30 protein-coding genes are annotated in these 22670 nt (G+C 61.0%); 17 read left to right on the top strand and 13 right to left on the bottom strand.

The genetic code is table 11. The features are described from left to right. Positions 1 to 77: 77 nt before the first annotated feature. A complete protein-coding gene (locus N008_RS22075; RefSeq protein WP_052381920.1) occupies positions 78 to 635 on the bottom strand; it encodes a heavy metal-binding domain-containing protein in 558 nt (185 codons plus the stop codon). A gap of 86 nt (positions 636 to 721) precedes the next feature. After that, positions 722 to 1243 carry a DUF305 domain-containing protein gene (locus N008_RS20685; RefSeq protein WP_410471208.1) on the bottom strand — a complete coding sequence of 174 codons (522 nt, stop codon included), beginning with the start codon at positions 1241 to 1243 and terminating at the stop codon, positions 722 to 724. A 52-nt stretch (positions 1244 to 1295) separates the two neighbouring features. Between N008_RS20685 and N008_RS23665 the strand changes: the two genes are divergently transcribed. Continuing rightward, a complete protein-coding gene (locus N008_RS23665; protein WP_197063009.1) occupies positions 1296 to 1469 on the top strand; it encodes a hypothetical protein in 174 nt (57 codons plus the stop codon). Positions 1470 to 1492: 23 nt separating this feature from the next. Here N008_RS23665 and N008_RS22070 read toward each other — a convergent pair whose 3' ends face one another. From N008_RS22070 to N008_RS20675, 3 genes are all read right to left on the bottom strand, one after another. Continuing rightward, positions 1493 to 2455, bottom strand: a complete 963-nt coding sequence (locus tag N008_RS22070; RefSeq protein ID WP_052381918.1) for a heavy metal-binding domain-containing protein — start codon at positions 2453 to 2455, stop codon at positions 1493 to 1495. Between the two features lie 66 nt (positions 2456 to 2521). Next, positions 2522 to 2653 carry a hypothetical protein gene (locus N008_RS24105; protein ID WP_257883438.1) on the bottom strand — a complete coding sequence of 44 codons (132 nt, stop codon included), beginning with the start codon at positions 2651 to 2653 and terminating at the stop codon, positions 2522 to 2524. A gap of 130 nt (positions 2654 to 2783) precedes the next feature. Further along, complete coding sequence (locus N008_RS20675; protein WP_197063008.1) at positions 2784 to 3188, bottom strand: hypothetical protein; 405 nt, start codon at positions 3186 to 3188, stop codon at positions 2784 to 2786. 495 nt (positions 3189 to 3683) lie between these two features. Between N008_RS20675 and N008_RS20670 the strand changes: the two genes are divergently transcribed. The 16 genes from N008_RS20670 to N008_RS20590 all read left to right on the top strand — a co-directional run bounded on the left by N008_RS20670 (position 3684) and on the right by N008_RS20590 (position 17362). Beyond that, positions 3684 to 6005 carry a heavy metal translocating P-type ATPase gene (locus tag N008_RS20670; protein ID WP_044019303.1) on the top strand — a complete coding sequence of 774 codons (2322 nt, stop codon included), beginning with the start codon at positions 3684 to 3686 and terminating at the stop codon, positions 6003 to 6005. Positions 6006 to 6039: 34 nt separating this feature from the next. After that, positions 6040 to 6417, top strand: a complete 378-nt coding sequence (locus tag N008_RS20665; RefSeq protein WP_044019239.1) for a cupredoxin domain-containing protein — start codon at positions 6040 to 6042, stop codon at positions 6415 to 6417. A gap of 5 nt (positions 6418 to 6422) precedes the next feature. Continuing rightward, entirely contained in the window at positions 6423 to 7049 is a 627-nt protein-coding gene (locus N008_RS20660; RefSeq protein WP_052381938.1) for a helix-turn-helix domain-containing protein, read from the top strand. Positions 7050 to 7171: 122 nt separating this feature from the next. Further along, complete coding sequence (locus tag N008_RS20655) at positions 7172 to 7801, top strand: DUF305 domain-containing protein (RefSeq protein ID WP_044019237.1); 630 nt, start codon at positions 7172 to 7174, stop codon at positions 7799 to 7801. Between the two features lie 70 nt (positions 7802 to 7871). After that, positions 7872 to 8186 (top strand): DUF6122 family protein, encoded by a 315-nt coding sequence (locus N008_RS20650; protein ID WP_044019236.1) that lies wholly within the window; start codon positions 7872 to 7874, stop codon positions 8184 to 8186. A 43-nt stretch (positions 8187 to 8229) separates the two neighbouring features. Continuing rightward, positions 8230 to 8538: a hypothetical protein gene (locus N008_RS20645; RefSeq protein ID WP_044019234.1), complete on the top strand. Its 309-nt coding sequence runs from the start codon at positions 8230 to 8232 to the stop codon at positions 8536 to 8538. A 56-nt stretch (positions 8539 to 8594) separates the two neighbouring features. After that, a complete protein-coding gene (locus N008_RS20640; RefSeq protein WP_044019233.1) occupies positions 8595 to 9578 on the top strand; it encodes a DUF4396 domain-containing protein in 984 nt (327 codons plus the stop codon). Between the two features lie 99 nt (positions 9579 to 9677). Further along, positions 9678 to 10928, top strand: coding sequence for a hypothetical protein (locus tag N008_RS20635; RefSeq protein WP_044019232.1), 1251 nt, complete (start codon positions 9678 to 9680; stop codon positions 10926 to 10928). 53 nt (positions 10929 to 10981) lie between these two features. Continuing rightward, positions 10982 to 12838: a DUF4209 domain-containing protein gene (locus tag N008_RS20630; protein ID WP_044019230.1), complete on the top strand. Its 1857-nt coding sequence runs from the start codon at positions 10982 to 10984 to the stop codon at positions 12836 to 12838. An 8-nt stretch (positions 12839 to 12846) separates the two neighbouring features. Continuing rightward, positions 12847 to 13431 carry a hypothetical protein gene (locus N008_RS20625; protein ID WP_044019229.1) on the top strand — a complete coding sequence of 195 codons (585 nt, stop codon included), beginning with the start codon at positions 12847 to 12849 and terminating at the stop codon, positions 13429 to 13431. Between the two features lie 576 nt (positions 13432 to 14007). Further along, positions 14008 to 14337 (top strand): helix-turn-helix transcriptional regulator, encoded by a 330-nt coding sequence (locus N008_RS20615; RefSeq protein ID WP_071884651.1) that lies wholly within the window; start codon positions 14008 to 14010, stop codon positions 14335 to 14337. Continuing rightward, on the top strand, positions 14331 to 15626 hold the full coding sequence (locus N008_RS20610; protein ID WP_044019223.1) for a type II toxin-antitoxin system HipA family toxin: 1296 nt from the start codon (positions 14331 to 14333) through the stop codon (positions 15624 to 15626). The genes N008_RS20615 and N008_RS20610 overlap by 7 nt, the downstream gene beginning before the upstream one ends. Before the next feature lie 231 nt (positions 15627 to 15857). Then, the gene (locus N008_RS20605) at positions 15858 to 16226 is read left to right on the top strand and encodes an ArsR/SmtB family transcription factor (RefSeq protein ID WP_044019301.1); all 369 of its coding nucleotides are present in this window, start codon (positions 15858 to 15860) and stop codon (positions 16224 to 16226) included. Next, entirely contained in the window at positions 16223 to 16846 is a 624-nt protein-coding gene (gene merTP, locus N008_RS20600; protein ID WP_052381917.1) for a mercuric transport protein MerTP, read from the top strand. Before N008_RS20605 ends, merTP begins: the two co-directional genes overlap by 4 nt. 12 nt (positions 16847 to 16858) lie before the next feature. After that, positions 16859 to 17107, top strand: coding sequence for a GDCCVxC domain-containing (seleno)protein (locus tag N008_RS20595; RefSeq protein WP_052381937.1), 249 nt, complete (start codon positions 16859 to 16861; stop codon positions 17105 to 17107). Positions 17108 to 17149: 42 nt separating this feature from the next. Next, complete coding sequence (locus tag N008_RS20590; protein ID WP_044019220.1) at positions 17150 to 17362, top strand: hypothetical protein; 213 nt, start codon at positions 17150 to 17152, stop codon at positions 17360 to 17362. Positions 17363 to 17458: 96 nt separating this feature from the next. Here N008_RS20590 and arsB read toward each other — a convergent pair whose 3' ends face one another. From arsB to N008_RS22570, 8 genes are all read right to left on the bottom strand, one after another. Then, entirely contained in the window at positions 17459 to 18565 is a 1107-nt protein-coding gene (gene arsB, locus N008_RS20585) for an ACR3 family arsenite efflux transporter (RefSeq protein ID WP_052381916.1), read from the bottom strand. A 14-nt stretch (positions 18566 to 18579) separates the two neighbouring features. Further along, positions 18580 to 19074, bottom strand: coding sequence for a GNAT family N-acetyltransferase (locus N008_RS20580; RefSeq protein WP_044019218.1), 495 nt, complete (start codon positions 19072 to 19074; stop codon positions 18580 to 18582). 12 nt (positions 19075 to 19086) lie between these two features. Next, on the bottom strand, positions 19087 to 19860 hold the full coding sequence (locus tag N008_RS20575) for a metallophosphoesterase family protein (protein ID WP_044019217.1): 774 nt from the start codon (positions 19858 to 19860) through the stop codon (positions 19087 to 19089). Between the two features lie 72 nt (positions 19861 to 19932). After that, positions 19933 to 20391: a DUF6428 family protein gene (locus tag N008_RS20570; protein ID WP_044019216.1), complete on the bottom strand. Its 459-nt coding sequence runs from the start codon at positions 20389 to 20391 to the stop codon at positions 19933 to 19935. A gap of 29 nt (positions 20392 to 20420) precedes the next feature. After that, positions 20421 to 20771 carry an ArsR/SmtB family transcription factor gene (locus tag N008_RS20565; RefSeq protein ID WP_044019299.1) on the bottom strand — a complete coding sequence of 117 codons (351 nt, stop codon included), beginning with the start codon at positions 20769 to 20771 and terminating at the stop codon, positions 20421 to 20423. Between the two features lie 444 nt (positions 20772 to 21215). After that, positions 21216 to 21422, bottom strand: coding sequence for a heavy-metal-associated domain-containing protein (locus tag N008_RS20560; protein ID WP_044019215.1), 207 nt, complete (start codon positions 21420 to 21422; stop codon positions 21216 to 21218). A gap of 147 nt (positions 21423 to 21569) precedes the next feature. Beyond that, complete coding sequence (locus N008_RS20555; RefSeq protein WP_044019214.1) at positions 21570 to 22265, bottom strand: cytochrome c biogenesis CcdA family protein; 696 nt, start codon at positions 22263 to 22265, stop codon at positions 21570 to 21572. Continuing rightward, on the bottom strand, positions 22262 to 22627 hold the full coding sequence (locus tag N008_RS22570) for a heavy-metal-associated domain-containing protein (RefSeq protein WP_081910968.1): 366 nt from the start codon (positions 22625 to 22627) through the stop codon (positions 22262 to 22264). Before N008_RS22570 ends, N008_RS20555 begins: the two co-directional genes overlap by 4 nt. Positions 22628 to 22670 lie beyond the last annotated feature (43 nt).

The raw sequence follows: 22670 nt of genomic DNA, 5'->3' as shown, positions 1-22670 counted from the left end.
GCCGCCCACCGTTGCAGCGGCGAGCGGCCCGAGACGGAGAGGGTTCGGACGCCGGGCGTCCGAGAAGCAGGCTCCGCCTAGGCCTTTTTCACGAGGGCCATGCCGCACTTTGGGCAGGTGCCAGGCTTCGAGCTGGCGCTGCCTTCGCACTTCATGGGGCACTCGTAAGCGGCGCCAACCGCCTTGCTACCCTGAGCCCCCGCGTCGAGCTTGTCGAAGCGGGTGTTAATGGCTTTGCCATCGGCTTTCAGGCTGACGATGGCCGTGCGCACTTTCGTCCCGGCGGGCAGTTTGGCCACCAGGTGGTCGGTACCACCAGCTACCAGCGTCACGGTCATAGTTTTGTTGTCGGTGGTTTGCACCATCACCGTGCCCGAGAGCGACTTACTGGGCACGGAGGCATTTTTATCGGCCAACAGGTAGATGTGCAACTCACCAGTGTGCTGCACCAGCTCCATGTGGTAGGGGTTGGCCGAGCGTACTACGCCGCCGTGCGGGGCTACGTGGGCGTGGGTTTCGCCAGGTGCGGTGTGGGCATCCGGCTTGCCACCGGCGTGCGAGTGCTGGGCCTGCGAGGCCAGGGGAGCCAGGGCAAACAGAGCGGCGGTCGTCAGGGAAATGCTGAAAAGCTTCATGGAGGAGAAGAATATCGAATGGGCAGTGGGGAGGAGTGAGGTGGTCGGCAATAGGCTTCTTTCGCCAGTGCCGCCGGCCACCCGGATTACATTTTGTCGGCGTTTTTGCCGTGCCAGGCCTTGAATTCGGCGATTTCCTTCTGTTGGGCGTCAATCATCATCTGGGCCATCTCCTTGAGCTTGGTGTCCTTGCCGTGAGCCAGTTCGGCTTTGGCCATGTCCACGGCGCTTTGGTGGTGCACCGTCATCATCATGTTGAAGTTCATGTCCGGGTCGGCCACCATGCTGGGCAGGTTCTGCATCATGCCGTCCATGGAGGCCTTCATCTTGCTGGTGAAGGGGTCGATCGGATCCATTGGCTTATAGTTATTGGGGGCGGAGTCTAGCCGCTCAGCAATGGGCTCCAGCTCACTGATTTCCTTTTGCTGATCAGCCTTGATCTTCTCGGCCATTTGCCGCATGGTGGCGTCCTTGCCGTCGCGCAGCTCGAGGTCAGCCATGGCCAGGGCACCTTTGTGGTGCTCCAGCATCATGTGGGCAAAATCGTGGTCGGTGTTGCCCTTCATCTTCATGGCGTCCATTTTGGCCATCATATCGTTCATGGCCATCAGCATGGGAGATTCACTGGTGGAGGTCTCACTGCTCACCTTTGAATGATCCATGCCTGCCATCGAACCGGAACCCGCCGCAGCATCAGTGGTGGCGGTTTCCATGGTGCTTTCCGTGGCAGTGGTGGCATCAGCTTTCTCATTGTTGCAGCTGCTCAACAGCAACGCGGAACAGAGGGTGGCGAGGAAAAAAGTGGTTTTTTTCATGGGGTTGGATGGTTTGTAAAAAGGGAACTAAACAGGGATGCCTCAGCTAGCGGCCGTGCCCTTCACGTTGATAGTGAAGTCGCCGGTATGGATCTTACCGCCGTGGTTGAACTGCAGGAAGACGCGGTAGAGGCCAGGAGCTTCGAAGTTGGTGTTGAAGCCGATCCGCGGGCCTTTGTCGGCTTGGTCATTGGGATGCACGTGCAGGTAGCGCTCCGTGTCCTGGCTAATGACCACCACGTGGCCCAGGGCACCGAGGTAGTTGTCCAGGTCAGTGACCGGCTGGCCGTCCTTTTGGATGGTGATGCTCATGCCCAGCAGCTGACCCGTGGTGAGCGGCTTGTCAAAGGAGAGCGTGGCCTGGTAGCCATCCTGCTCCCACTGCATGTCATCATTTTTGAACGTTACCGGGGCGTACTTCGGGCCCTGCACCGTGATGGGCTGGCGGCCCAGCTGGTGGCCAGCTCCCGTGGGCGTGTAGTCCTGAAACAGCACGTAGTCGCCGCCCTTGGGGAAAGTGTAGGTGACCTTATAGTTGCCCTGGGCAGTATAGTCGGGGTGTTCGTGGTAGAACTGGCCCAGGTCCTTGCTGACGATGATCAGGTGAATTTTCTTTTCGTGCACCAGGGCCAGGGGCACGGGCGCGGCCTCGTTGCCGACTTCCTGGGGGGTGAAGACGAGCTGCGAGGGCTGCCCGGCCGTGAGTTGCATGGGCTGCGGCTCAAACTTCATGGCGTAGGCTTTGCCGTTGCCGGCCGCCTGATCGTTGTGTTCGAGCTTCATGCCGCACTTGGGGCAAGTCTCCCCGGCCTTGGTGCTGGTCACCTCGGGGTGCATGGGGCAGGCATAGGTGTGGCCGGCGCCGTGATCCGCCCCGGCGCCGGCTGGCGCATCCGTGGGTGTGGTTACGGTGTTAGTGGCGCTACTCGACTCGGTTTCGGAAGAGCAGCCGGCCACGGTCAGGACGCTGGCCAGGGCCAGCAGCGAAAGGGGTACGCGATGCATGGGGGAGGAAATGAGTGATGAAAATGGGGGGCGCTTCTCAGGGCGGCCCAGGGCTCCAGCCAGTGCTTAGGCCTGCCACTGCTGCCAGAGCACAAAGCCCAGCGTGGCGGCCAGCACGGCGTAGAGCAAGTAGGAGAGCAGGCGACGGCCCGGCCCTCGGCGGGGCGGCGTACCAGCTTCTTCGCAACAACTCTTCATTGCCGGGAGGAAAAAACCAGGAAGAAAAAGGGGAAGGGGCGCGGCCGGACCACGCGCGACGGGCAAACGAAAAGGCCCGCCCCGGACATAGCACAGCTATGCCGGCGCGAGCCTTAGCGCGTCGGAAAAATCAGACAGTCAGCGACTGGATGAAAATGCGGATATCGGGTATTTTGGGCTTTAATTGCCGCCGCGCCACCAGCAGCACGGGACGCGAACGGTCCCACTGCTGAAAGCGGAACACTACGGTCAGGGGTGCTGGCGGCAGAGCCACCGGCATGAACGCCATTTTCTCAATTCCCGCCTTGGGCGGATGCGCCAGCGAGGCCCATACGGTTGCGGCATCATCCTGGCAGCAGGCACCCTTAGGGCCGTGCTGGTGCGAGGTCCCGGAAGCGGGGGCTTCGCGCTCGTCGTGGTGGTGAGCCGCCGTCGCGTTGAGGCCAGCCCCATGGGAATGGGGCGCTTGGTGCTTGGACGACGCTGGCTGCGGGTGCTCATGCGCCGGCGTGCCGGCCGGGTGCTTGTGCGCCATGGCTTGAGCCGGGGCCGCTGGCATTACCAACGCACAGAAGACTTGCCCAAAAAACACGTTGAGGAAGACCACCAGTAAGGAGGTCGCCACCGCGCGTCGGGAATGGGTCTGGAGTCGGAACATTGGTACAGGTCAACTGCAAAATTATGGGAAAGGTTTACATAGTATTCTACTGCTACTCTGGCCTCCCTAGCTCGGCGGCTAAGCCCCTTTCCTCCCCTACCGCCCCAGAAATGGCCTTTTCAGCGTCTGCGGGCCTTCCTAGGCCCCGTTCTGGTTTTGACCCGCTGGGAGTGCAATCGGGCTATGCTGGAAATCTTATAAGCTCAGCGACTGAATTGTGTACGTGCCGGCACACTGGACGACGGGGTATGCAAATGTTGTAAGCGCAAAGCTCAATTCTGCACATCTATTGGGTACCGAAGCCAGTTTACTTCGTGTTGACCACAACGAGCAACTTACCGCTCCCCACCAACGCTACTACTCGTGGAAACCATACCCCATCATCACCCCACCCCGGCGGCACCCGCCCAGCCAGCGGCGCCCGCTGGCGGCACCGAGACCGCCACGCTTAACATCGAGGGCATGACCTGCGCGTCCTGCTCCAACTTTGTGGAGAAGGCGCTCAGCCGCACGCCCGGCGTGCAGCGCGCCACCGTAAACCTGGCCAGCGAAAAGGCCACCATCGAGTACCTGCCGGGCCAGATTGACCGCGCCGGCCTGAAGGCGGCCGTGGAGCAGGCCGGCTACGGTGTGCACGAGCCGGTCGCGCCGGCTTCGCCCAACGTGCTGGCTTCCGACCAGGAGCTGGACCAGCGCAAGGCCGAGGCTTACCAGAAGCTCAAACGCCGCTTCCAGGTAGCGGTGGGGCTGGCCGTGGTCATCATGCCGTTGAGTATGCTCATGCTCTGGCCCCGGATGATGAACCTGATCCCGACGCCGGTACTCAACTACGTGCTGCTGGCCCTGACATTGCCCGTGCTGCTCTACAGCGGCCGCGAGTTTTACGTCTCGGCCTGGAACGGCTTCCGGCACCGCACCGCCAGCATGGACACGCTCATCGCCGTGGGCACCGGGGCGGCCTTTCTCTACAGCTTGGCCGCCACGGTGATTCCCCACTGGTTTATGCAGCGCGGCATCATGCCCGAGGTGTACTACGACACCACGGCCACCATCATTGCCTTGATTCTACTGGGCAAGGTGCTCGAAAGCCGGGCCAAGTCCAAGACCTCGGCCGCCATCAAGGCCCTGATGGGGCTGCAGGCCAAAACCGCCCGCGTAGTGCGGGGCGGGCAGGAAGTAGACGTGCCCATCGAGCAGGTCGTGCCCGGCGACGAAGTGGTGGTGCGCCCTGGGGAGAAAGTAGCTACCGACGGCGTGCTGCTCAGCGGCCACTCGGCCGTCGATGAGAGCATGCTCACCGGCGAGAGCCTGCCGGTGGAAAAGAAGCAGGGCGACAACGTGTTCGGGGCCACCCTCAACAAGACCGGCTCGTTCCGCTTTCGCGTCAGCAAAGTGGGCGCCGAAACCATGCTGGCCCAGATTGTAAAGCTGGTGGAAGAAGCCCAGGGCAGCCGCGCCCCCATCCAGCAGCTGGCCGACAAAGTCAGCGCGGTGTTCGTGCCGGTGGTGGTTATGATTGCCATCGTCACCTTTGTGCTCTGGTTTGACTTTGCCCCCGAAGCCACGCGCCTGCCGCTGGCGCTGGTCAACTTTGTAGCCGTGCTCATCATCGCCTGTCCCTGCGCCCTGGGCCTGGCCACGCCTACGGCCATTATGGTCGGCACCGGCAAGGGGGCCGAGCACGGCGTGCTGATTCGCAATGCCGAGGCCCTGGAGAAAGCGGAGAAGGTAACCACCGTGCTGCTCGACAAAACCGGCACTATCACCCGCGGGGAGCCCAGCGTGACGGACTTCGTGCCCGTCACCGGGGAAGCTACTGACCGCCTGCTGCCCCTGCTGGCCGCCGTGGAGCGGCAGAGCGAGCATCCCCTGGCCGAGGCCGTAGTGCGCTACGCCGATGCCCAGGGCGCCGCAGCGCTGTCGGCCACCGCGTTTCAGGCTTTGGAAGGCCGTGGGGCCAGTGCCACGGTGGACGGGCAGGCTATTTTGCTGGGCAACCGCCGCTTGCTCGTCGAGCACCAGGTGCCGATGACGGCCGCGGCCGAGCAGGCCGCCGCGCAGCTGCTGGACCAAGCCAAGACCGTGCTCTACGCCGCGATGGGCGGGCAGGTGGTGGCCCTGATTGGGGTAGCCGATACCGTACGCGACACGTCGGTGGCCGCGATTCGCCATTTGCAGCAAAAAGGCATTGAGGTGGTGATGATGACCGGCGACAACCCACAAACCGCCGCCAAGGTAGCCGAACAGGTAGGCATCAAGCGCTACTTTGCCGAGGTGCTGCCCGCCGATAAGGCCGGCAAGGTGAAAGAGTTGCAAGCCGAAGGCCGCGTGGTGGCCATGGTCGGGGACGGTATCAACGACGCGCCCGCCCTGGCCCAGGCCGACATCGGCCTGGCCATGGGCGGCGGCACCGACGTGGCCATGGAAGCGGCCGGCATCACGCTCATGCGCTCGGATTTGCAGGGCGTGGTCACGGCCATTGACCTCTCGCGCCAAACCATGCGCACAATTAAGCAGAACCTCTTTTTCGCCTTCATCTACAACACGCTGGGCATTCCTATTGCGGCCGGCCTGCTCTTCCCGCTCACCGGCTGGCTGCTCTCGCCCATGCTGGCCGCCGGGGCCATGGCCCTGAGCTCGGTGTCGGTGCTGACCAACTCGCTGCGCCTGCGCGCTTATAAGCGGACCGCATAAGGCGGCCTTTTCTTTCCTTTTTGTACGTTCCCCTATGGATACTACTCAGCTAATCGTCACCCTGGCAGGCGTGGGCCTGCTGGCCTTTGTCGGCTGGTTTTTCTTTCTGGCCCCGCACCGGGTGGCGGCGGCCGTTTCCTCGTCGGCGGGCATCCAGCAGGTCGACATCATGGTGAAGGGCGGCTACTCGCCCGACGTCATTGAGGTGGAGCGCGGCAAGCCCGTGCAGCTTAACTTTTACCGCGATGAGGAAAACAGCTGCTCCGAGGAGCTGCTGCTGCCCGACTTCAACATCCGGCGCGACCTGGCTCCGTTTAAAACTACGGCCATTGAGTTTTTGCCCCAGCAAGCCGGTACCTTTGCTTTCACCTGCGGCATGCACATGCTGCGGGGAAGCCTGGTCGTAAAATGAACATCATGACGCAGTCCGCCACTTCCACCCTACCGCCCCCCGCGGCCGGGGCGGTTCGCCTTTCCATCCGCAACATGGTGTGCCCCCGCTGCCTGCGGGTGGTGCAGCGCGAGCTGGAGAAGGCCGGGCTGGTGGTGGACGACGTGGCCCTGGGGGCAGCTAATGTGCGCATGGCGGATGGCAGTCCCCTACAGGAGCCCGTGGTGCAGCAAGCCCTGCAGGCCTACGGCTTTGCCCTGGTGGAGGACCCACGCGATCAGCTGGTGGAGCAGGTGAAGGCCCTGGTGGTAGAGCTGATTCACTACACCCCGGTTGAGCTGCAGCCATTTCACACCTATTCTCACTTCATCAGCGAGCGGGTCGGCCGGGCCTACGCGTACTTGTCACACCAGTTCTCGGTGCGCGAGGGCCTGACGCTGGAGAAGTACATCATACGCCAAAAGGTGGAGCGCGCCAAGGAACTGCTCAGCTACCAGGACGCGAACGTGAGCAGCGTCGCGAAACAATTGGGTTATAGCAGCGCGGCCCACCTGACCAACCAGTTCCGCCAGGTCACGGGTATGTCCCCCTCCGATTTTCAGGCCCTAGGGCCCGGCAGCGCGGGTCGTCTCGGCCTGGAAACTCTCTCTTAGAGGCGTGGGACTGGAAACTTTACAAGGTTTTCGGCCGAATTGTGGGCAAACAGGGAGGCTGTTGCATCGTTTAGCTAGGGTAACAACCTCTGTTGCCTTTGCCTACCATTCAACCCTGTAGTATGCCACGTTCGCTCCGCTTTACCCTGTTTGCTTCAGTACTTGCCTTCGGTGCCCTGACTTCGTGTAACAAAGATGAAGCCGATGGCCTGAAGGTGCAGGCTCATGACAAAAACGCCTTCATGTCTATCATGCACGATATGAGCAAGGAGATGGATATGATGACGGCCACCATGGATCCCGACAATGACTACGCCAAGATGATGGTCATGCACCACATGGGCGCCATCAAAATGGCCCAGAAGGAACTCAGTGACGGGGACAACGCAACCATGAAAGCCATTGCTCAGCGCGTAATTACCGCCCAGCAGGCCGAAATCACGCAGTTCAATGCCTTCCTGGCCGGCCATCCGGCCCATGCTCCCATGGTGATGGAGTTCATGGACCGCGCCATGATGGTCATGGAGATGATGGATAAAAACAATGACCTGCGCGTGCTCACCGGCGACGCGGACCAGGACTTTGCCCAGCTCATGATTGACCACCACACCAGCGCGCTGGAAATGAGCGAGGATGAGATTGAGTTGGGTCGGGAAGCCACCCCTAAGGCCATGGCCCGGAAGATCATCACGGACCAGCAAATGGAAATTAAGGAGTTGCAGGATTGGCTGCTGGCCAACAAATCCTACTAACTGGTAGCGTAGCTGCCATTCTCAGAGCGGCTCCCACGGGGTCGCTCTTTTTCCTTGCCGTTTGCTGCGTATGGTGCACGCACTTCTCCACCTGCTGGTGCCTGGTATTGTGGCCCTGCTGTTCTACCGGCCGCGCTGGCGCCGGGCCTGGCTTATCTTGGCCGCAGCCCTGTTGCTAGACATAGACCATGTGCTGGCCACGCCTATGTTTGACCCTACCCGGTGCAGCATCAATTACCACCCCCTACATACGTACTGGGCGATGGGCATCTATGGGTTCGTGCTGCTTCCTCCAATAACCCGCCCGTGGGCCGTGGGCTTTTTATTGCATATGGCGCTGGATTATGCCGAATGCTGGCAGCTGGGTATCCGCTGGCCACAGTAAGCCACGTGCTCCTGCTGGACGTACGTTTTCCTTCCTTACCCTTATGGAACCTTCCGACACGCTCTCTTCCGCCCTGCAGCAGCTGCGCAGCCGCGGCTACACCGAAGACTTTAACCTGCGGCCCGACTGCCTGTACTGCGCGGCCCACGACCTGCAGCTCCGGCCCGAGCAGTTTCAGGTCGACGCGGTGTTTCGCTTTGAAGGGCCCTCCGACCCAGCTGACCAATCCATCCTTTACGCCATCAGGGCCATCGGACTGGACCTGCGGGGCGTGCTGGTAAATGCATACGGCGCGTATGCTGACCCACTGACAGCCGCCATGGAGGCTAGGCTGCGCCAGCCGCTCCGCTGAAGATTCTTCTTTTTGGTCTTTTACTTCCTTTCCGTTTTACTTACTCCCCTCCCCTGATGCACCCAATGTCGGAGCCACTGTTTCCGCAGTACCTGCTGTGGATTTGGTTTACTTTAACCGCCCTTTCCGTAGCCTACGTGGCCTGGGACCTGTTTACCCGCACCCCGGAAATGAAGGTGATGAAATGGGGCTGGGTGCTGGTGACGCTCTACACCGGGCCGGTGGGCCTGCTCATCTACTGGTTTTCCTGCCGCGAGCCGGCCCCCGGCACCCACGAGCAGTTTGTAGCCCCGCTGTGGAAGCAAACCGTCGGCTCCACTATCCACTGCTTAGCCGGCGACGCCACCGGCATCATTGCGGCAGCCATCATTACCAGCTGGCTGCGCTTGCCCATGGGCATTGACATCTGGGTGGAGTACGCCGCCGGCTTCTTGTTTGGCTTACTTATTTTCCAGGCCTTGTTTATGAAAGACATGCTGGGGGGGAGTTATAGCAAGGCCATGCGGGCCTCTTTTTACCCCGAATGGGTGTCCATGAATGCGGTCATGGCTGGCATGATTCCAACTATGGTTATCCTGATGACCCGCGACATGACGGCTATGGAGCCTGCCTCCGTACGCTTCTGGGGAATTATGTCACTGGCCACCCTGGTAGGAGCCCTCACGGCTTACCCCATTAACTGGTGGCTCGTGAAAAACCAGCTTAAGCACGGCATGGGCACCGAGCGTGCTCTTGGCAAAGGGGGGCCACCACCCGAGCGCGCCACCGACCCCGCCATCACAGCTCACACCGCAGCCTCTGCCGCGCACATGCGCGTAGCAGCTGATGCTTCAGCGCCGGGCGGTCAGCACGCTACTGGCCACCACAACATGGGCGGTCAGCATATATCGGCATCCCGCAAGGCTGCGGTAGCCTTGCTCTCCCTGCTCCTGCTGGCCGTGGGATATTACCTGGCAGCGCAGTACGGGGACCTGTCGATGCGGCCGGGTATGCCAATGGATGCAATGCCCGGGATGGACATGCCCGGACACCAGATGTAGCCGCCATTTCGCGAAATGCCGGGACCCGCGCCGGAAGCATGATGATTGGGCCCGGACTTCTGTGCAACTTAGCTACTGTATTGGTTCTACTTCCTTTTTATGTCTGCTGCCCTACCGCCCCTTATTCAATCGTACAAAGCCGATTCCGAATCCGTTTACAATACCTGGTTTATCAACAACGAGGAACGGTTAAAGGCGTTTCGCTCCATCCGGCGCGGGGTACAGCAGGTGGTCAAGGACATCAAGGCCGGTAGCTTCGGCAACGATTTCAAGGGCACGTCGCTTGAATTTGTGCTCAGCGTCATCAGCGAGCAAAAGCAGGTGTTTCAGGGCGCGGCCCACCCCTTCTACTGGAAGCCCAAGCTGCGCATTCCCGACATCTACGAGCACGAGGACAATAAGCGCGCCTTCGGGCAATTTCTGGAAAGCTGTCTGGCCGCCACCACCGAGCAGCAGTTACTACGCGAAATAGACTTGCTGGACCGCCGCAAAATCAAGGGGCTGGGCCCGGCCGTAGCCAGCATCCTGTATTTTTTGCACCCCACCTTGATGCCGCCCTGCAACACGGCCATCGTCAACGGCTTCAACGCCCTGTTCGGGGAGAAAATCAAGCTGGGCTCCTGGGCGGAGTACCTGCGCATGCGCGAGCGGCTACGCGACCTGAACCAGGAGCACCGTCAGCACCTGAGCCTGGACTACGGGGCGCTGGCGGGCTTGCTCTTCGACGTGGGCGTGAAGAAGATGATTGCCGGCGACCAGCAGTTTGCCAGCGACGAGGACCGCGATAAGTACCAGCAGCAAGCCCGCAAGCGCCACCAGGAGGTGCAGACCGAGGCCCAGGAGCAAAACCAGCACACCCAGATGCAGCACCACCTGCTGCGCATCGGCAAGGCCCTGGGCTGCGACGTGACCACGGCCATCAACGACCGTAACCGCTTGTGTCACGGCCAGAAGCTGTCATTTCTCTGCCTCGACCAGCACCCCGAGCTGCCGGTACCGGCCGACGTGGCCACCACTATTCGCCTCATTGATGTGGTGTGGTTTGCACCCGGTACCAATCGGGTGGTAGCCGCCTTTGAGGTCGAGAAAAGTACCAGCATCTACAGCGGCATTCTGCGGCTGACGGATTTGGCGTTTTCCATGCCCGAACACGAAACAGCCTTGTATTTAGTGGTGCCCGACGCCCGCGAGAAGGAGGTACAGGCCCAACTCTCACGCCCGGCCATTCGGGCCGCTGGCGCAACCATCCACTACATTCTGTTCTCCGAACTCAGCCAGCACTGTGAGGCCCTGTGCAAGTTTGGCGACACGCCGTCGGCCATGCGCAAGATTGCGCGCAACGTCCTGTAATGGGAGCCAATCTTCCCGCCGCCTTGTTTAGGAAGCACCGGTAAAGCCACTACATGCAAGACCTTCAGAATTACCTGAATTACCTCGATACTGCCAGCGAAGATGTCAAGGACCATCACGCGATTACCTCGCGACTGGGCGAAATGGCTGTGCAGCTTACGGGGGCTGGGGACCTCGAAAACGCCCGGTCAGCCCGAATAGAACAGGAAGTAGTAGCCGCCAGTAAACAACTTGACAAAGGGGTAGGCTATCAGATCAGTGGTACCCGAAAAGACGAGCAGGGCGTGGAGCACGAGTTCGGCTGGCCGGATACGAGCGGGTATGGCGCGGCCGAGTATGCGTATGTGCAGCAGCGGTATCGGGCTTCCCCCAACCTTTATCTGAAGAGCGAATACGGTTTGTTTCTGTATTTGCGCAAGCAACTCCGCACTAATGAGGAAGTTCGGGACTTGGCGGCTACGCTCTTTCGATTAGGAAGCAGTTATATCGACAAACACCGCGTGGCCGGGGAGCGGGCCCATTATGCCCTGCATGCGATTGAGGTGTTGCGGAAAGCCTTTCAACTGGCCAACACGCGAAAAAACGACGCGGGCGTTGCAGAGCTGCTGCGCGCAATCGTCGACTACTTGGTGGACCTGCACACTTCCTGGCCGTTGGAGAGCCGTTCTACCTTGCTGGTCTTGGCCTCCATCACCCGGTTGTTTACCGAGTATTACCGCTCGCTGAACAGTCCGGCGCAGGCCGATGCCTTGCTCGAACAAGATTGGCATGGGGTGCATCAACTGGCGCAAACTTACCGGCATGGCGCCATTGAGCTGGCGGCCGAGGCGGCGGAACTGGCCGTCAAAGCCCGCCGCGAACGGGAGCGGTGGTTGACGTTTCAGGCGCAGCAGCTGGAAGCGCTGGCCCAGGAAGCGGAGGCACAGCACAACATGACAGCCGTCACCTTTACGGAACGAGCCCTGCGCATCTACCGGCAAGTGAAAGACCAGCCTAATAGCCAGCGCCTGGAGCAGGAATATCAGCGCCTGCGGACGCGCTTTGCCTTGACGCAGACCCGCACCCAAATGCCGGACGAGGCCACCCGGGCGTTGATGGAGTACATTGATGAAGTGGTGCGTACCAAAGATGCCGAGGGCATTCTGACGGAGCTGTGCCTGACGCCCATGTTCCACAGCTTGGATAAGGTGAGCGAGGCCGCCCAGGCCCAGCGCGACTCTTTTATGGACATGCTGCCTAAAAGCCTGGAGGACAAGCACGGCAACACGGTACAAACGTTTTACACGGAAGAAGAGAAGGAGCAGTTTCAGTTTTTGAATACCTACAGCCTGCTGGCCCAGCTCTCTACCCAGACGTTGGTTAAACTGATGCTGGAAGCGTTTAAAGCTGGAAAGCTGACGGATACCGCCATTGAAGCGTTCTTGCAGCGCAGTTGGCTGGGTGAGCCCCGTATGGTGGAATCGAGCGGGCAGCAAACCCAGACTTCCCCTTTGCGCCTGATCATGTCGGGCATTCGCCTGCTCTTCCAAGAACTGGAAGCGTGGCGGCAGGACCCTGACTATGAACCCGACTTCATTGCCAGCACGGATTCACTGACGTTGAAAGTCGAGTACCTGCTGCGCTACATCTGCGTACGGTTGAATATGCCGACTTTTAAGATGCGCGAGGGCTCGGAGGTGACCATGGAAAAGCTGTTGGACGAATTGCTGGCCGACTTGAAAGGGAAGCTTGAAGAAGAGGATCGGTTCTTTATCAAGTTTTTCCTCAGTGAGAAAGCCGGCTATAACTTGCGTAACCGCGTGGCCCATGGCTTGATGGACGACGACGAGTACGGCGTAGAAAACGTCTTTCTCGTCCTAACGATGATATTGAAATTAGCCTCGTACGAATTTCGTGCAGTAGCAGTATAAGAAGCGCTATGGAACCACAAGTAATGACGATTCGCAAGTCAATTGCCCGCTCTGACCGCCGGTCGGTGAAAGGCATTGACATGTGGTCGATGGACGCGGACGAATTTGTTCGCAACGAGCAGGCCAGCCGAAAAAATGCGCGGGGTATCAGCAACAAATTCTCCCTGTTCGAGACCCTTGAGTTACTGGCCATCAAGACCAAGCGAAACCCAGTAACCGGCTTGGGCCTGGTTATCCCGAAGCTCTTGGCGCAGCTGGAGACGTTCCGCAACCTGTCGCCTAATTGGGATTCGTACGGGGCCTTGCCCACCGAGGAGCGCGCCCTGGCCCGTGCCCGCCAGCTCTTAAATTCCCTCTCGCTGCAGTTGGTCTACGCGCCGGCCGTAAGCGTGCATGTATTTCCCATGCGCGATGGTGGCATACAGGTGGAACTGGACCGAGACAATGCCTCGATGGAAATCGAGGTACACCCCGATGGAACCGAGGACTACCTGCTTTTCACGGCGCAAGGCGCTCTCATTGGCACTTACACTAGCCTCTTTGCTGCCTTGCGGCATTTTATTGATCCTCCGCGCCCAGCAAGCAATACATGAGTGTGCATCAGATAACCTCCGAGGATGAATTACTCCGAAGAATCATCTTACAGCCCCAGTTTTTTAAAGTAATGCCGGACGGTGTCCGCCGGCCTACCAGCGCCGCTTTCAAGATGCGCAGCGGAGAAGGCGGCCTATCTGTCGATATCATGGCCCTGACTACATTGGAACAAGCCATTGCCACCCGTAGCACGCACACGGGGGCCTTGCTGGCGGCAAAGGTTCCGCTTGACAATCAGTGTCCTTGCGTCCACGACCCGGTAGCAGGAAATCCTGCCCACGCCCTCATCCGGAATGTAACACCGGCCTTGGCAAAGCTATTCGCCGTTAATGCCCGCCTCCTGTAGCGAACCGGGGCCTAGTTCTCCGTTTCCGTAGGGCCGAAGCCAAACACGCCAGGTATAAAACCAGTGGCAGCCAAGGAACCTATGTGATTTTGTAGTGGCCGCGGTACTAAGCAATTGGGAAGGGCCGGTAAATAAACTACGGATAATTCCGTGCCGCAGGCGATTCTTATATGTTGTACAAACGCAACAAACATGGTATATTTGGCCCTGTTTGTTGCGTCTGTACAACATGAATTGGTACTCTCTTTCCGACTTGGCCATCCTGCGCGAACTGGGCAGCAGCCTGCGCCAGATTCGGCTCAATCGCAACCAGTCCCAACAAGCGGTGGCCGAGGCCGCGGGCATCGACCGGGCCACCCTGAGCCAAATTGAGCATGGCCGTCCTACCTCGCTGCTCACCTTTGTGCAGCTGCTACGCACGCTGGAGCAGTTAGACTTGCTGGATACGCTGGTGACCAAAGCGGAAATCAACCCCCTGGCGCTGGCCCGCCTCGCCAAAAAGCAGCGCCGCAACGCCTCGCCGGCTTCATCCACGCCGCCCCCACCCGCTGAATGGTAGACCTCGCTTTTGTTCGCTTGTGGGGCCAGTTGGTCGGCGCCGTGCGCTGGGATGCGGCCCGGTCGCTGGCCACGTTTGCCTATGACCCCGGCTTTGTGAAGTCCGGTCTGAATGTGGCGCCGCTGCAGATGCCGCTGACGGCCCGCGCCGGCCAGGTGTATTCCTTTCCCCGCCTCAACCCCGACACCTACCACGGCCTGCCCGGGCTGCTGGCCGATGCGCTGCCGGACCGGTTCGGCAACCAGCTCATCGACGCCTGGCTGGCCACGCAGGGCCGCGCCGCCGCAGACTTCTCGCCGGTGGAGCGCCTGTGCTACATCGCCAACCGCGGCATGGGCGCCCTGGAATTCGAGCCCCAGGTGGGCAACGTGGCCGGGGCGGGGGCCGAGCCTGTGGAAGTGGCCGCCCTGGTCGAGCTGGCGCAGCAGGTCGTGGGCCAGCGCGAGGCCTTCCACGTCAACCTGCGCGACGAGGCCGCCGACAGCCTGGCGGCCCTGCTGGCCGTAGGCACCTCGGCCGGTGGCGCCCGGCCCAAGGCCATCATTGCCTTCAACGAAAACAGCGGCGAGGTACGCTCGGGCCAGGTAAAGGCCCCGCCCGGCTTTGGCTACTGGCTGCTCAAGCTGGATGGCGTGCGCGACCAGGCCCTGGCCGACCCCCAGGATTTCGGGCGGCTGGAGTACGCCTACTACCTCATGGCCACCGCCAGCGGCCTGCAGATGAGCGAGTGCCGCCTCTACGAGGAAGGGCCGCGGGCCCACTTCATGACCCGGCGCTTCGACCGCACGGCCGCGGGCGAAAAACTCCACGCGCAGACCTTGTGCGCGCTGGCCCACTACGACTACAACCAGCCCGCCGCCTACTCCTACGAGCAGGCCTTTCAGGTCATGCGCGACCTGCGCCTGCCCTACACGGCGGCCGAGCAGTTCTACCGGCGGATGGTGTTCAACGTGGTGGCCCGCAACCAGGACGACCACACCAAGAACATCTCGTTTTTGATGGACGCCGCCGGGCAGTGGCAGCTAGCCCCGGCCTACGACGTGGCCTATGCCTACCAGCCCGGTAACCGCTGGACCAGCCAGCACCAGATGGCCCTGAACGGCAAGCGGGACGGCTTCACCCGCGCCGACCTGCGGGCCGTGGCCCGGGAGATGAACATCCGCGGGGCCGACGAGCTGATAGACGACGTGCTGCAACAGGTGGCACGGTGGCCAGAGTTTGCCGCCACGGCCGGCATGAGCGAGGACCGTACTGCCGCAATTGCCAGTGCGCACCGGCAAGTAAAGTAGTTGGGAGCCGGTGCCTTGTTGGATAAACCAAGGAAGAATTCTGACCCGTAAGGGTAGTCCGGTTTTTCAATGCGGCCGGTTGTGGAAGTAGTCTTGAGTCTTCCTTGCACGCTGAAGCAGCTATTCAATAACGGACAGTCAACTACTCACTATACCTCATCTTTGTCTTACGCTAATTATTTAAGCGTTTGCTTAAATAAGAAAACAATAACTTTGTATAAACTCAAAGTTATGGCTGCTTCCTGCATCCGCGTCTTTGCTGACGCCGCCCACATTGAACACAGCAAGCAGCGTCTGGCTGCAGCTGCGCCGGGCATCGAAGCCATGGCGGCCGTGCTCGCGCTGGCCGGCAACGAGGTGCGGTTGAAGATGCTGTTTCTGCTGCTCGACCAGCAGCTGTGCGTGTGCGACCTGGCCGATGTGCTGCAGATGAATGTGTCGGCCATCTCCCAGCACCTGCGCAAGCTCAAGGACGGCGGGGTGATTCAGGCCCGCAAAGTGGGCCAGACCGTGTTTTACTCGCTGACCCCCGCGCATCAGCCATTGGTGCAGTCGCTGCTATCATCCGTTTCACCCGCCTTGACTGCCGCTGCCGTATGAACCAGCCCGCTTTCACTTCCTCCAAGTCCCTGGCCAGCACGGGCGTGCTGGCGGCGCTGGCCGCCTCGCTGTGCTGCATCACCCCGCTTCTGGCCATCATTGGTGGGCTGGGCGGCGTCGCCTCCACTTTCTCGTGGCTGGAGCCCCTGCGTCCTTACCTGGTGGCCCTGACGGTGGGCGTGCTCAGTTTTGCTTGGTACCAACAACTCAAGCCCGCGCCCGTGGCAGACGATGACTGTGGCTGCCCCGTGCCGGCTAAACCTTCCTTGATGCAGTCACGCGGCTTTCTGGCCAGCGTGACGGTGCTGGCCGGCCTGCTGTTGACCTTTCCCTACTACAGTGCGCGGTTCTACCCGTCGGCGGCACTCAAACCGGTGACAGCCACCAATACGGCGCCGGTGTGGCAAACGAGCTCCTACCGCATCGGGGGAATGACCTGCGAGGCCTGCGCCCGCCACGTGGAGCACGACGTGCAGCAGCTGCCGGGCGTGCAGAGCGTGCGCGTGTCCTATGACCAGGGCACGGCCCAGGTGCGCTATAATGCCGCCGTGACGCCCGTGGCCCAGATTGAAAAGGCCATCAACGGCACCGGCTATTCGGTGCTGAATCCTTCCCGCTAAATGCTCCCGGCTATGATTTCCCTCACGCCTTCTGCCCCTACCCCCTTGGTCACGCTGACGTCGGTGCTTACCTGTCCGGTTTGCCAGCATGCCCAAGCTGAGCAGATGCCCACCGACGCCTGCCAGTGGTTTTACGAATGCACCAGCTGCCACACCGTGCTCAAGCCCCTGGCCGGCGACTGCTGCGTGTTCTGCTCCTACGGCACGGTGCCTTGCCCGCCCATTCAGGAGCAGGGCACAGGGGCCTGCGGCTGCTGCTAGATGCCTTTCCTTCGCCTACTCACTCCTTTACCTTTCCATCTCATGAAAAATCTCCTGCTTGCCCTGACCCTGTTTGCCACCATCAGCAGCGCCGCGGCCCATGACGGCAAACCCGGCAAAAAGAACAAAAAAGCGGTTAAAGAAGCCACCATGCAGTGCTCGAAGGACGAGAAGCCCGGGGCCAGCTGCTGCGCCAAAAAGCCAACCACGGCCGCCGTGGTGACCCCGGCTGCTGCGGAAGCCGTTAAAAAGTAGGCTTCTTAGGCAGCGGTTACCATGCGGCCGCATGGACGCAAAAAAGCGCCTGACTCGTGAGGTAAGGCGCTTTATTGTTTGGATAGTCTGCCCCCATTACGCCTGCGCAGCCACGCTGTTCCCGTCGTACCAGCGGCGCCGAAACCAGAAGGCTAGGTTGACCAGTGCAATTAGTGCCGGCACTTCAATCAGCGGCCCGATTACGCCCGCAAACGCCTGCCCCGAGTTGAGCCCGAACACGCCAATGGCCACCGCAATGGCCAACTCAAAGTTGTTGCCCGTCGCCGTAAAGGCAATGCTGGCATTCTCGGCGTAATCGGCCCCCAGGTACTTGCCCGCCGCGAAGCTGAGCACGAACATGATGCCGAAGTACAGGGCCAGCGGCAACGCAATGCGCAGCACGTCCAGCGGCACCTGCACGATGGCCTCCCCCTTTAGGCTGAACATGACCACGATGGTCAGCAGCAGTGCCACCAGCGTAATCGGGCTAATCGCGGGAATAAAAACCGTTTCGTACCACTCGTTGCCTTTCAGCCGGCGCAGAACCAAGCGCGAGAGAAAACCCGCCGCGAACGGAATGCCCAGGTACACCAGCACGCTCTGCGCAATGTCCCAAATACCGATGTTCACCGCGTAGCCTTTCAGCCCGAAGTAGGGCGGCAACACCGTGATAAACAGCCAGGCCAGCACCGAGTAAAACAGCACCTGAAAAATGGAGTTCAGCGCCACCAGCCCGGCCGCGTATTCCCGCGAGCCGTCGGCCAGGTCGTTCCATACCAGCACCATGGCAATGCAGCGGGCAATGCCAATGAGAATCAGGCCCATCATGTACTCGGGCTTGTCGGGCAGCAGCCAGATAGCCAGAAAGAACATCAGCAGCGGGCCGAGTATCCAGTTCAGGAACAGCGAGAGGCCAATGATGCGCGTGTTCTTGAACACCGTCGGCAGCTGCTCATACTTCACCTTGGCCAGTGGCGGGTACATCATCAGAATCAGCCCTACGGCCAGCGGCACGTTCACCGTGCCCACCGAGAAGTAGTTGATAGCCCCGTTGATGCCCGGCACCATATAGCCCAGGGCCACGCCCAGCGCCATGGCCAGGAATATCCACAGGGTCAGCCCCCGGTCTAGGCCCGAGAGTTTCTTTTCCGCCAGCGCGGCCGGAGCCGGCGCGGCGGGCAAATGTTGATTCAAAGTCGTCATAAAAAGCAGTTGTATTAAGCGATGCCGACGGTCGGGCTGCGCCGCTCCATCTGCACCGTGTTGCGCCACACGCCGTGGTGCTGGCCGATTCGTTCGCGGTGCCCAATCACCCGGAACCCCGCCTGCGTGTGCAGGCCGATGCTGGCTTTATTCTCTTCAAACGTGCCGGCCTGCAGCGTCCAGATGCCATGAGCTTCCGAATCCGCAATCAGGGCCTGCAGCAGCTGCCGGCCCACGCCTTGGCCCCGCGCCTCGGCCCCGATGTAGATGCTGATTTCGGCCACCCCGCCGTACACGCAGCGGCTCGATACCGGCGAGAGCGCCGCCCAGCCCAGCACCGTGCCAGCCTCGTCCACCGCCACCAGCCGGCTATGGCCCAGGTGGGCGGTATCCCATGCTTCCCAGGCCGGTGCCTGCGTTTCAAACGTGGCATTTCCCGTCGCAATGCCAGCTTCGTAAATGGCCTTTACCGCCGGCCAGTGCGCGTCCGTCATCGGAATAATCGTCATGGCAGAATCCGTTTAATAGGCGTTACGGAGCATGTCCGCGTATTCGTTGGGCAGCGGCGAGGCCTCCACGGCCCGGGCTGCTTTCTCCACATCGTACTCCACGCGAATCAACTCCGAGCGCACGCTGTTGGGGTCCGTCAGTTGGGTGTTCTCGTCCAAGTGTACCAGCTGGTAGGCTGCGCGCGGGTCGCCATCCTTGGGCTTGCCCACCGAGCCGATGTTGAGCGCGTGGCGGTAGCGGGTTTCACCCTCGTGCTCGTAGGCAAACGTGCGGTGATAGGGCTTGTGGGTGTGCCCAAATAGCAGGATGTCGGCGTTGGCATCGGCCAGCACCCGCAGGAAGCTGGCCTCGGGCCGGTCCTCGAACAGGTACTCGTTAATTTTGCGTGGGGAGCCGTGCACCATCAGCAGGCTCAGCGTGTAGGGCTCCTCCTGAAAGTCCAGCCGCATGTGCTTGGGCAGGTAGCGTAGGTAGCGCCGCTCGTCCGGGCCGACGATGTGATTCGTGTACGCAATGCTCTGCGCACCCAGTCCCTTTTCCACATCGGTTTTGTAGGCGCAGCCGCAGTTCTCGCTGGCCAGCCCGATGCCCTGGTCGTAGTTGCCGGCCAGCGTCGGGATGCCGCGCCGCCTCACCTCGTTCACCACCTCGTTGGGCCAGGGGGCGTAGCCCACCAAGTCGCCCAAACAAAAAATCATGTCGGGGCGGCGCTGCTCCATATCGGCCAGCACCGCTTCCAGCGCCGGCAGGTTGCCGTGCACGTCGGAGAAAAAGGCAATTGTCATCAGAAACGAAGAAGAAATGCGGGGATTTAAGCAAAACGGCGCTGCCCTGTAGGGTAGCGCCGTTAAGAGCGGTTAGCAGCACCCGCCGCCTGGGGTGCAGCAGGCGGTTTGCAGTTGCGGGAGCGCAATCTGGTGTTCCGCAATGCCGCAGGCATCCTGTGCCAGGCAGGCCGTCTGTTTGGGCGTCAGCACGAAGTCCGTGCCGTCGAACGCAAGGCCGAATTTGCCAATGGTGTCCTGCTGGTATTCTACCTCGATGTCCAGGTCCTCGCTGCCGAGAATCTTCTCCGAGAGCTTCAGAATGTGCAGGAATTTCTGTGGGGCCAGTCGGTGGTCGTAGTCGCCGGCTTCCCACAGCTGAAAGTTGGCCACGGTTTCCCGACGTTCTACGCCGCCGCAGTCGATGAAATGCTTGCTCACTAAGCCTACTTCCGTCACGTGGAAGTGGGATGGCAGGTAATCGCCGGTGGGCAGGCGGAAGTTAACGGCGTCGAGTCCGGCCAGGGACTGCTTCATTTCGGAGATTTTCATGGGTTGGAGCGGTTTGGTGAAGGATATGGTTAGCAGCCACAGGCGTCGGCCGGCCCGCAGGCCGCGCTCGTCGTGGCCTCGATGAAAAAGGCCGTGAATTGCTGGTGCACCTGGCGCAGCAGTTCGGTATTCAAACAGTAACAGACGGTGAGGCCATCAATTTCCCCGCGAATCAGGTCCAGGGCTTTCAGCTCCTGCAGGTGCTGAAAGACGGTGGTGCGCGAGAGCGGCAACTCCGCCGCAATGTCCCCGGAAATGCAGGTTTGCTTACTGGCCAGCAACTGAATGATGGCCACCCGGGCGGGGTGAGCCAGGGCTTTGGCCACGCGGGCCAGCTGCTGTTGCTCAGTCGTAAAGGCCGTGGTTTTCGCGGTTGTCATAAAGAGGTCAGTAACTATGTCGTAAATATACGACATATTATGTCGCAAGTTTACGACATAAGGAAAATATTTTTCACAAGGCCAAAAAAAAGCCTGAGCCGGCGCCGCGCAACTGCATGGACGACACGGCTCAAGCCTATTTCAAGCGAATGACTAGCTACCTATTTTTTGGTGCAGCAAGCGGGCACACCTGCCAACGTGCAGGCCGTGCCCTTGTCCGGGCAGTTTTTCACCAAGGGGCACTCGGGGGTGCCTTTCAGGGGGCAGTCGGCAGCGGTCGGGCTGGTAAAGCCGAACAGGACACCGCCAGAGAGCAGCACCGCAGCACTGAACATCAACGCTTTGCCTTTCCTGGCTGGGTGGTTAAAACGCAACAGCCCGGCCCAGCGGATGATGTTAGCGGGAGAACGGACCGGGCGCCGTTAAGTAAAAGCGTTGCGTCGGTTAGGCTTTCTCGGCCTGGAACCCGGCGTCGGCCACAAGCGCCAGGACCTGCGCCTCGCTTAGGTCGGTGGTCACGGTTAGCACCTTGTTGGGGTTCTCCGTGTCCACTTGCCAGGAAGCAATGGCGGGCTCCCCGTTCAGGGTCGGCGTCACCGCGCGGACGCAGTTGGCGCAGTTGATGTTGGTTTTGAATTGAAGCGTGTTCATAAGAGAGAAGAAGGTGGAGCCAGCAGCGGCCGTTTCAAGTAAGTAACAGCGCGCCCGGCGGGGGCGTGCGCGCAGATGGTGCAGAATTAAGCAGGGGAGTTGCAGGATTTCGCTTCCCCACCGCCCCTATCTTAATAGTCAGCTGGCTTAGTTGTCGAGCAAGTTGACGAACACCCGCACGTAGTAGCCGCTCACAAACAGCAGGGCGATGCCGCTCACCAGCTGGATGCCCCGCCGCCAGCGGGTCGACTGCGCCAGCGCCGTCAGCGACTTGGCAAACACGCCGGCCAGCAGAAACGGTAGGCCCCGGCCGATGCCAAAGGCCAGGGCCAGCAGCAGCCCCCGCCCCACGCTGGCCTGCCCCGCCGCCACGGCCAGCAGCAGCAGCAGCGGCGCGGCCGAGGTGCCCAGGCTAAAGATGAAGCCGTACACGAACGTGCCGCTTAGCCCCGGTTTGCGCAGGGTTTGCAGCTGGTGGGGTTTCAGGTAGGGCCCGTAGAAAGCCACAACCGCGGCCAGCAGCGAAATGCCCGCCATGGCCAGGGCCCAGTACCGCCCAAAGGACTCGGTCAGGATGACGCCCAGCCGGCCGGCCACGGCCCCGAGCACCGTCAAACTCACCACGATGCCCAGGAAGAAGGCCACCGCCACGGGCAACCCGCTGCGCTTGCTGGCCGTTTCCGAGTTCGTGCTCACCAGGCCCGCCAGCCCGAGGCCCACGGGCAGCGAGCACGGGCACACGCTGCAGGCCACCACGCCGGCCACCACGGCCAGCAGAGCGGAGAAGCCCAGGCCGCCGGCCAGCGACGCGGCCGACTCGTGCAGGAAATCTTCTAAGCTCATTTGCCGGTGACGGTGGTCAGCGCGCCGGCCTTGTAGCCCTTGGCGTTGACGGCGGCCTGAATCTGCTCGGGCTTGACCTTTTTGGGGTCGTAGGCCACCGTGGCCGTGCGCTGCTCCAGGCTCACGGCCACCGTCGAGATGCCGTCGAGGCCCTTGAGGGTCTGCTTCACGTTGGAGACGCACGAGCCGCAGGACATGCCTTCGATGGGCAGCGTGGCGGTGGTGTAGCCCACTAGCTGGGCGGGTGTTTTAGCCGCCGGCGCTGCCTGCGAAGGCGTTTGCTGACCGCAGGCGGACGTGGCTAGGCTCAGGGTAAACAGGGCGCCCAACAGGACGGATTTAGAGGCGTTGAATGCGAACATGGGGAGGGAATGAGGAAGTAGTAAATTAGAGAAGACTGGTTGG

The sequence above is a fragment of the Hymenobacter sp. APR13 genome (genome assembly GCF_000737515.1).
Lineage (GTDB): Bacteria > Bacteroidota > Bacteroidia > Cytophagales > Hymenobacteraceae > Hymenobacter.
The sequence above is the reverse complement of the archived record's forward strand: the minus strand, read 5'-3'. Positions and strand labels throughout refer to the sequence as shown.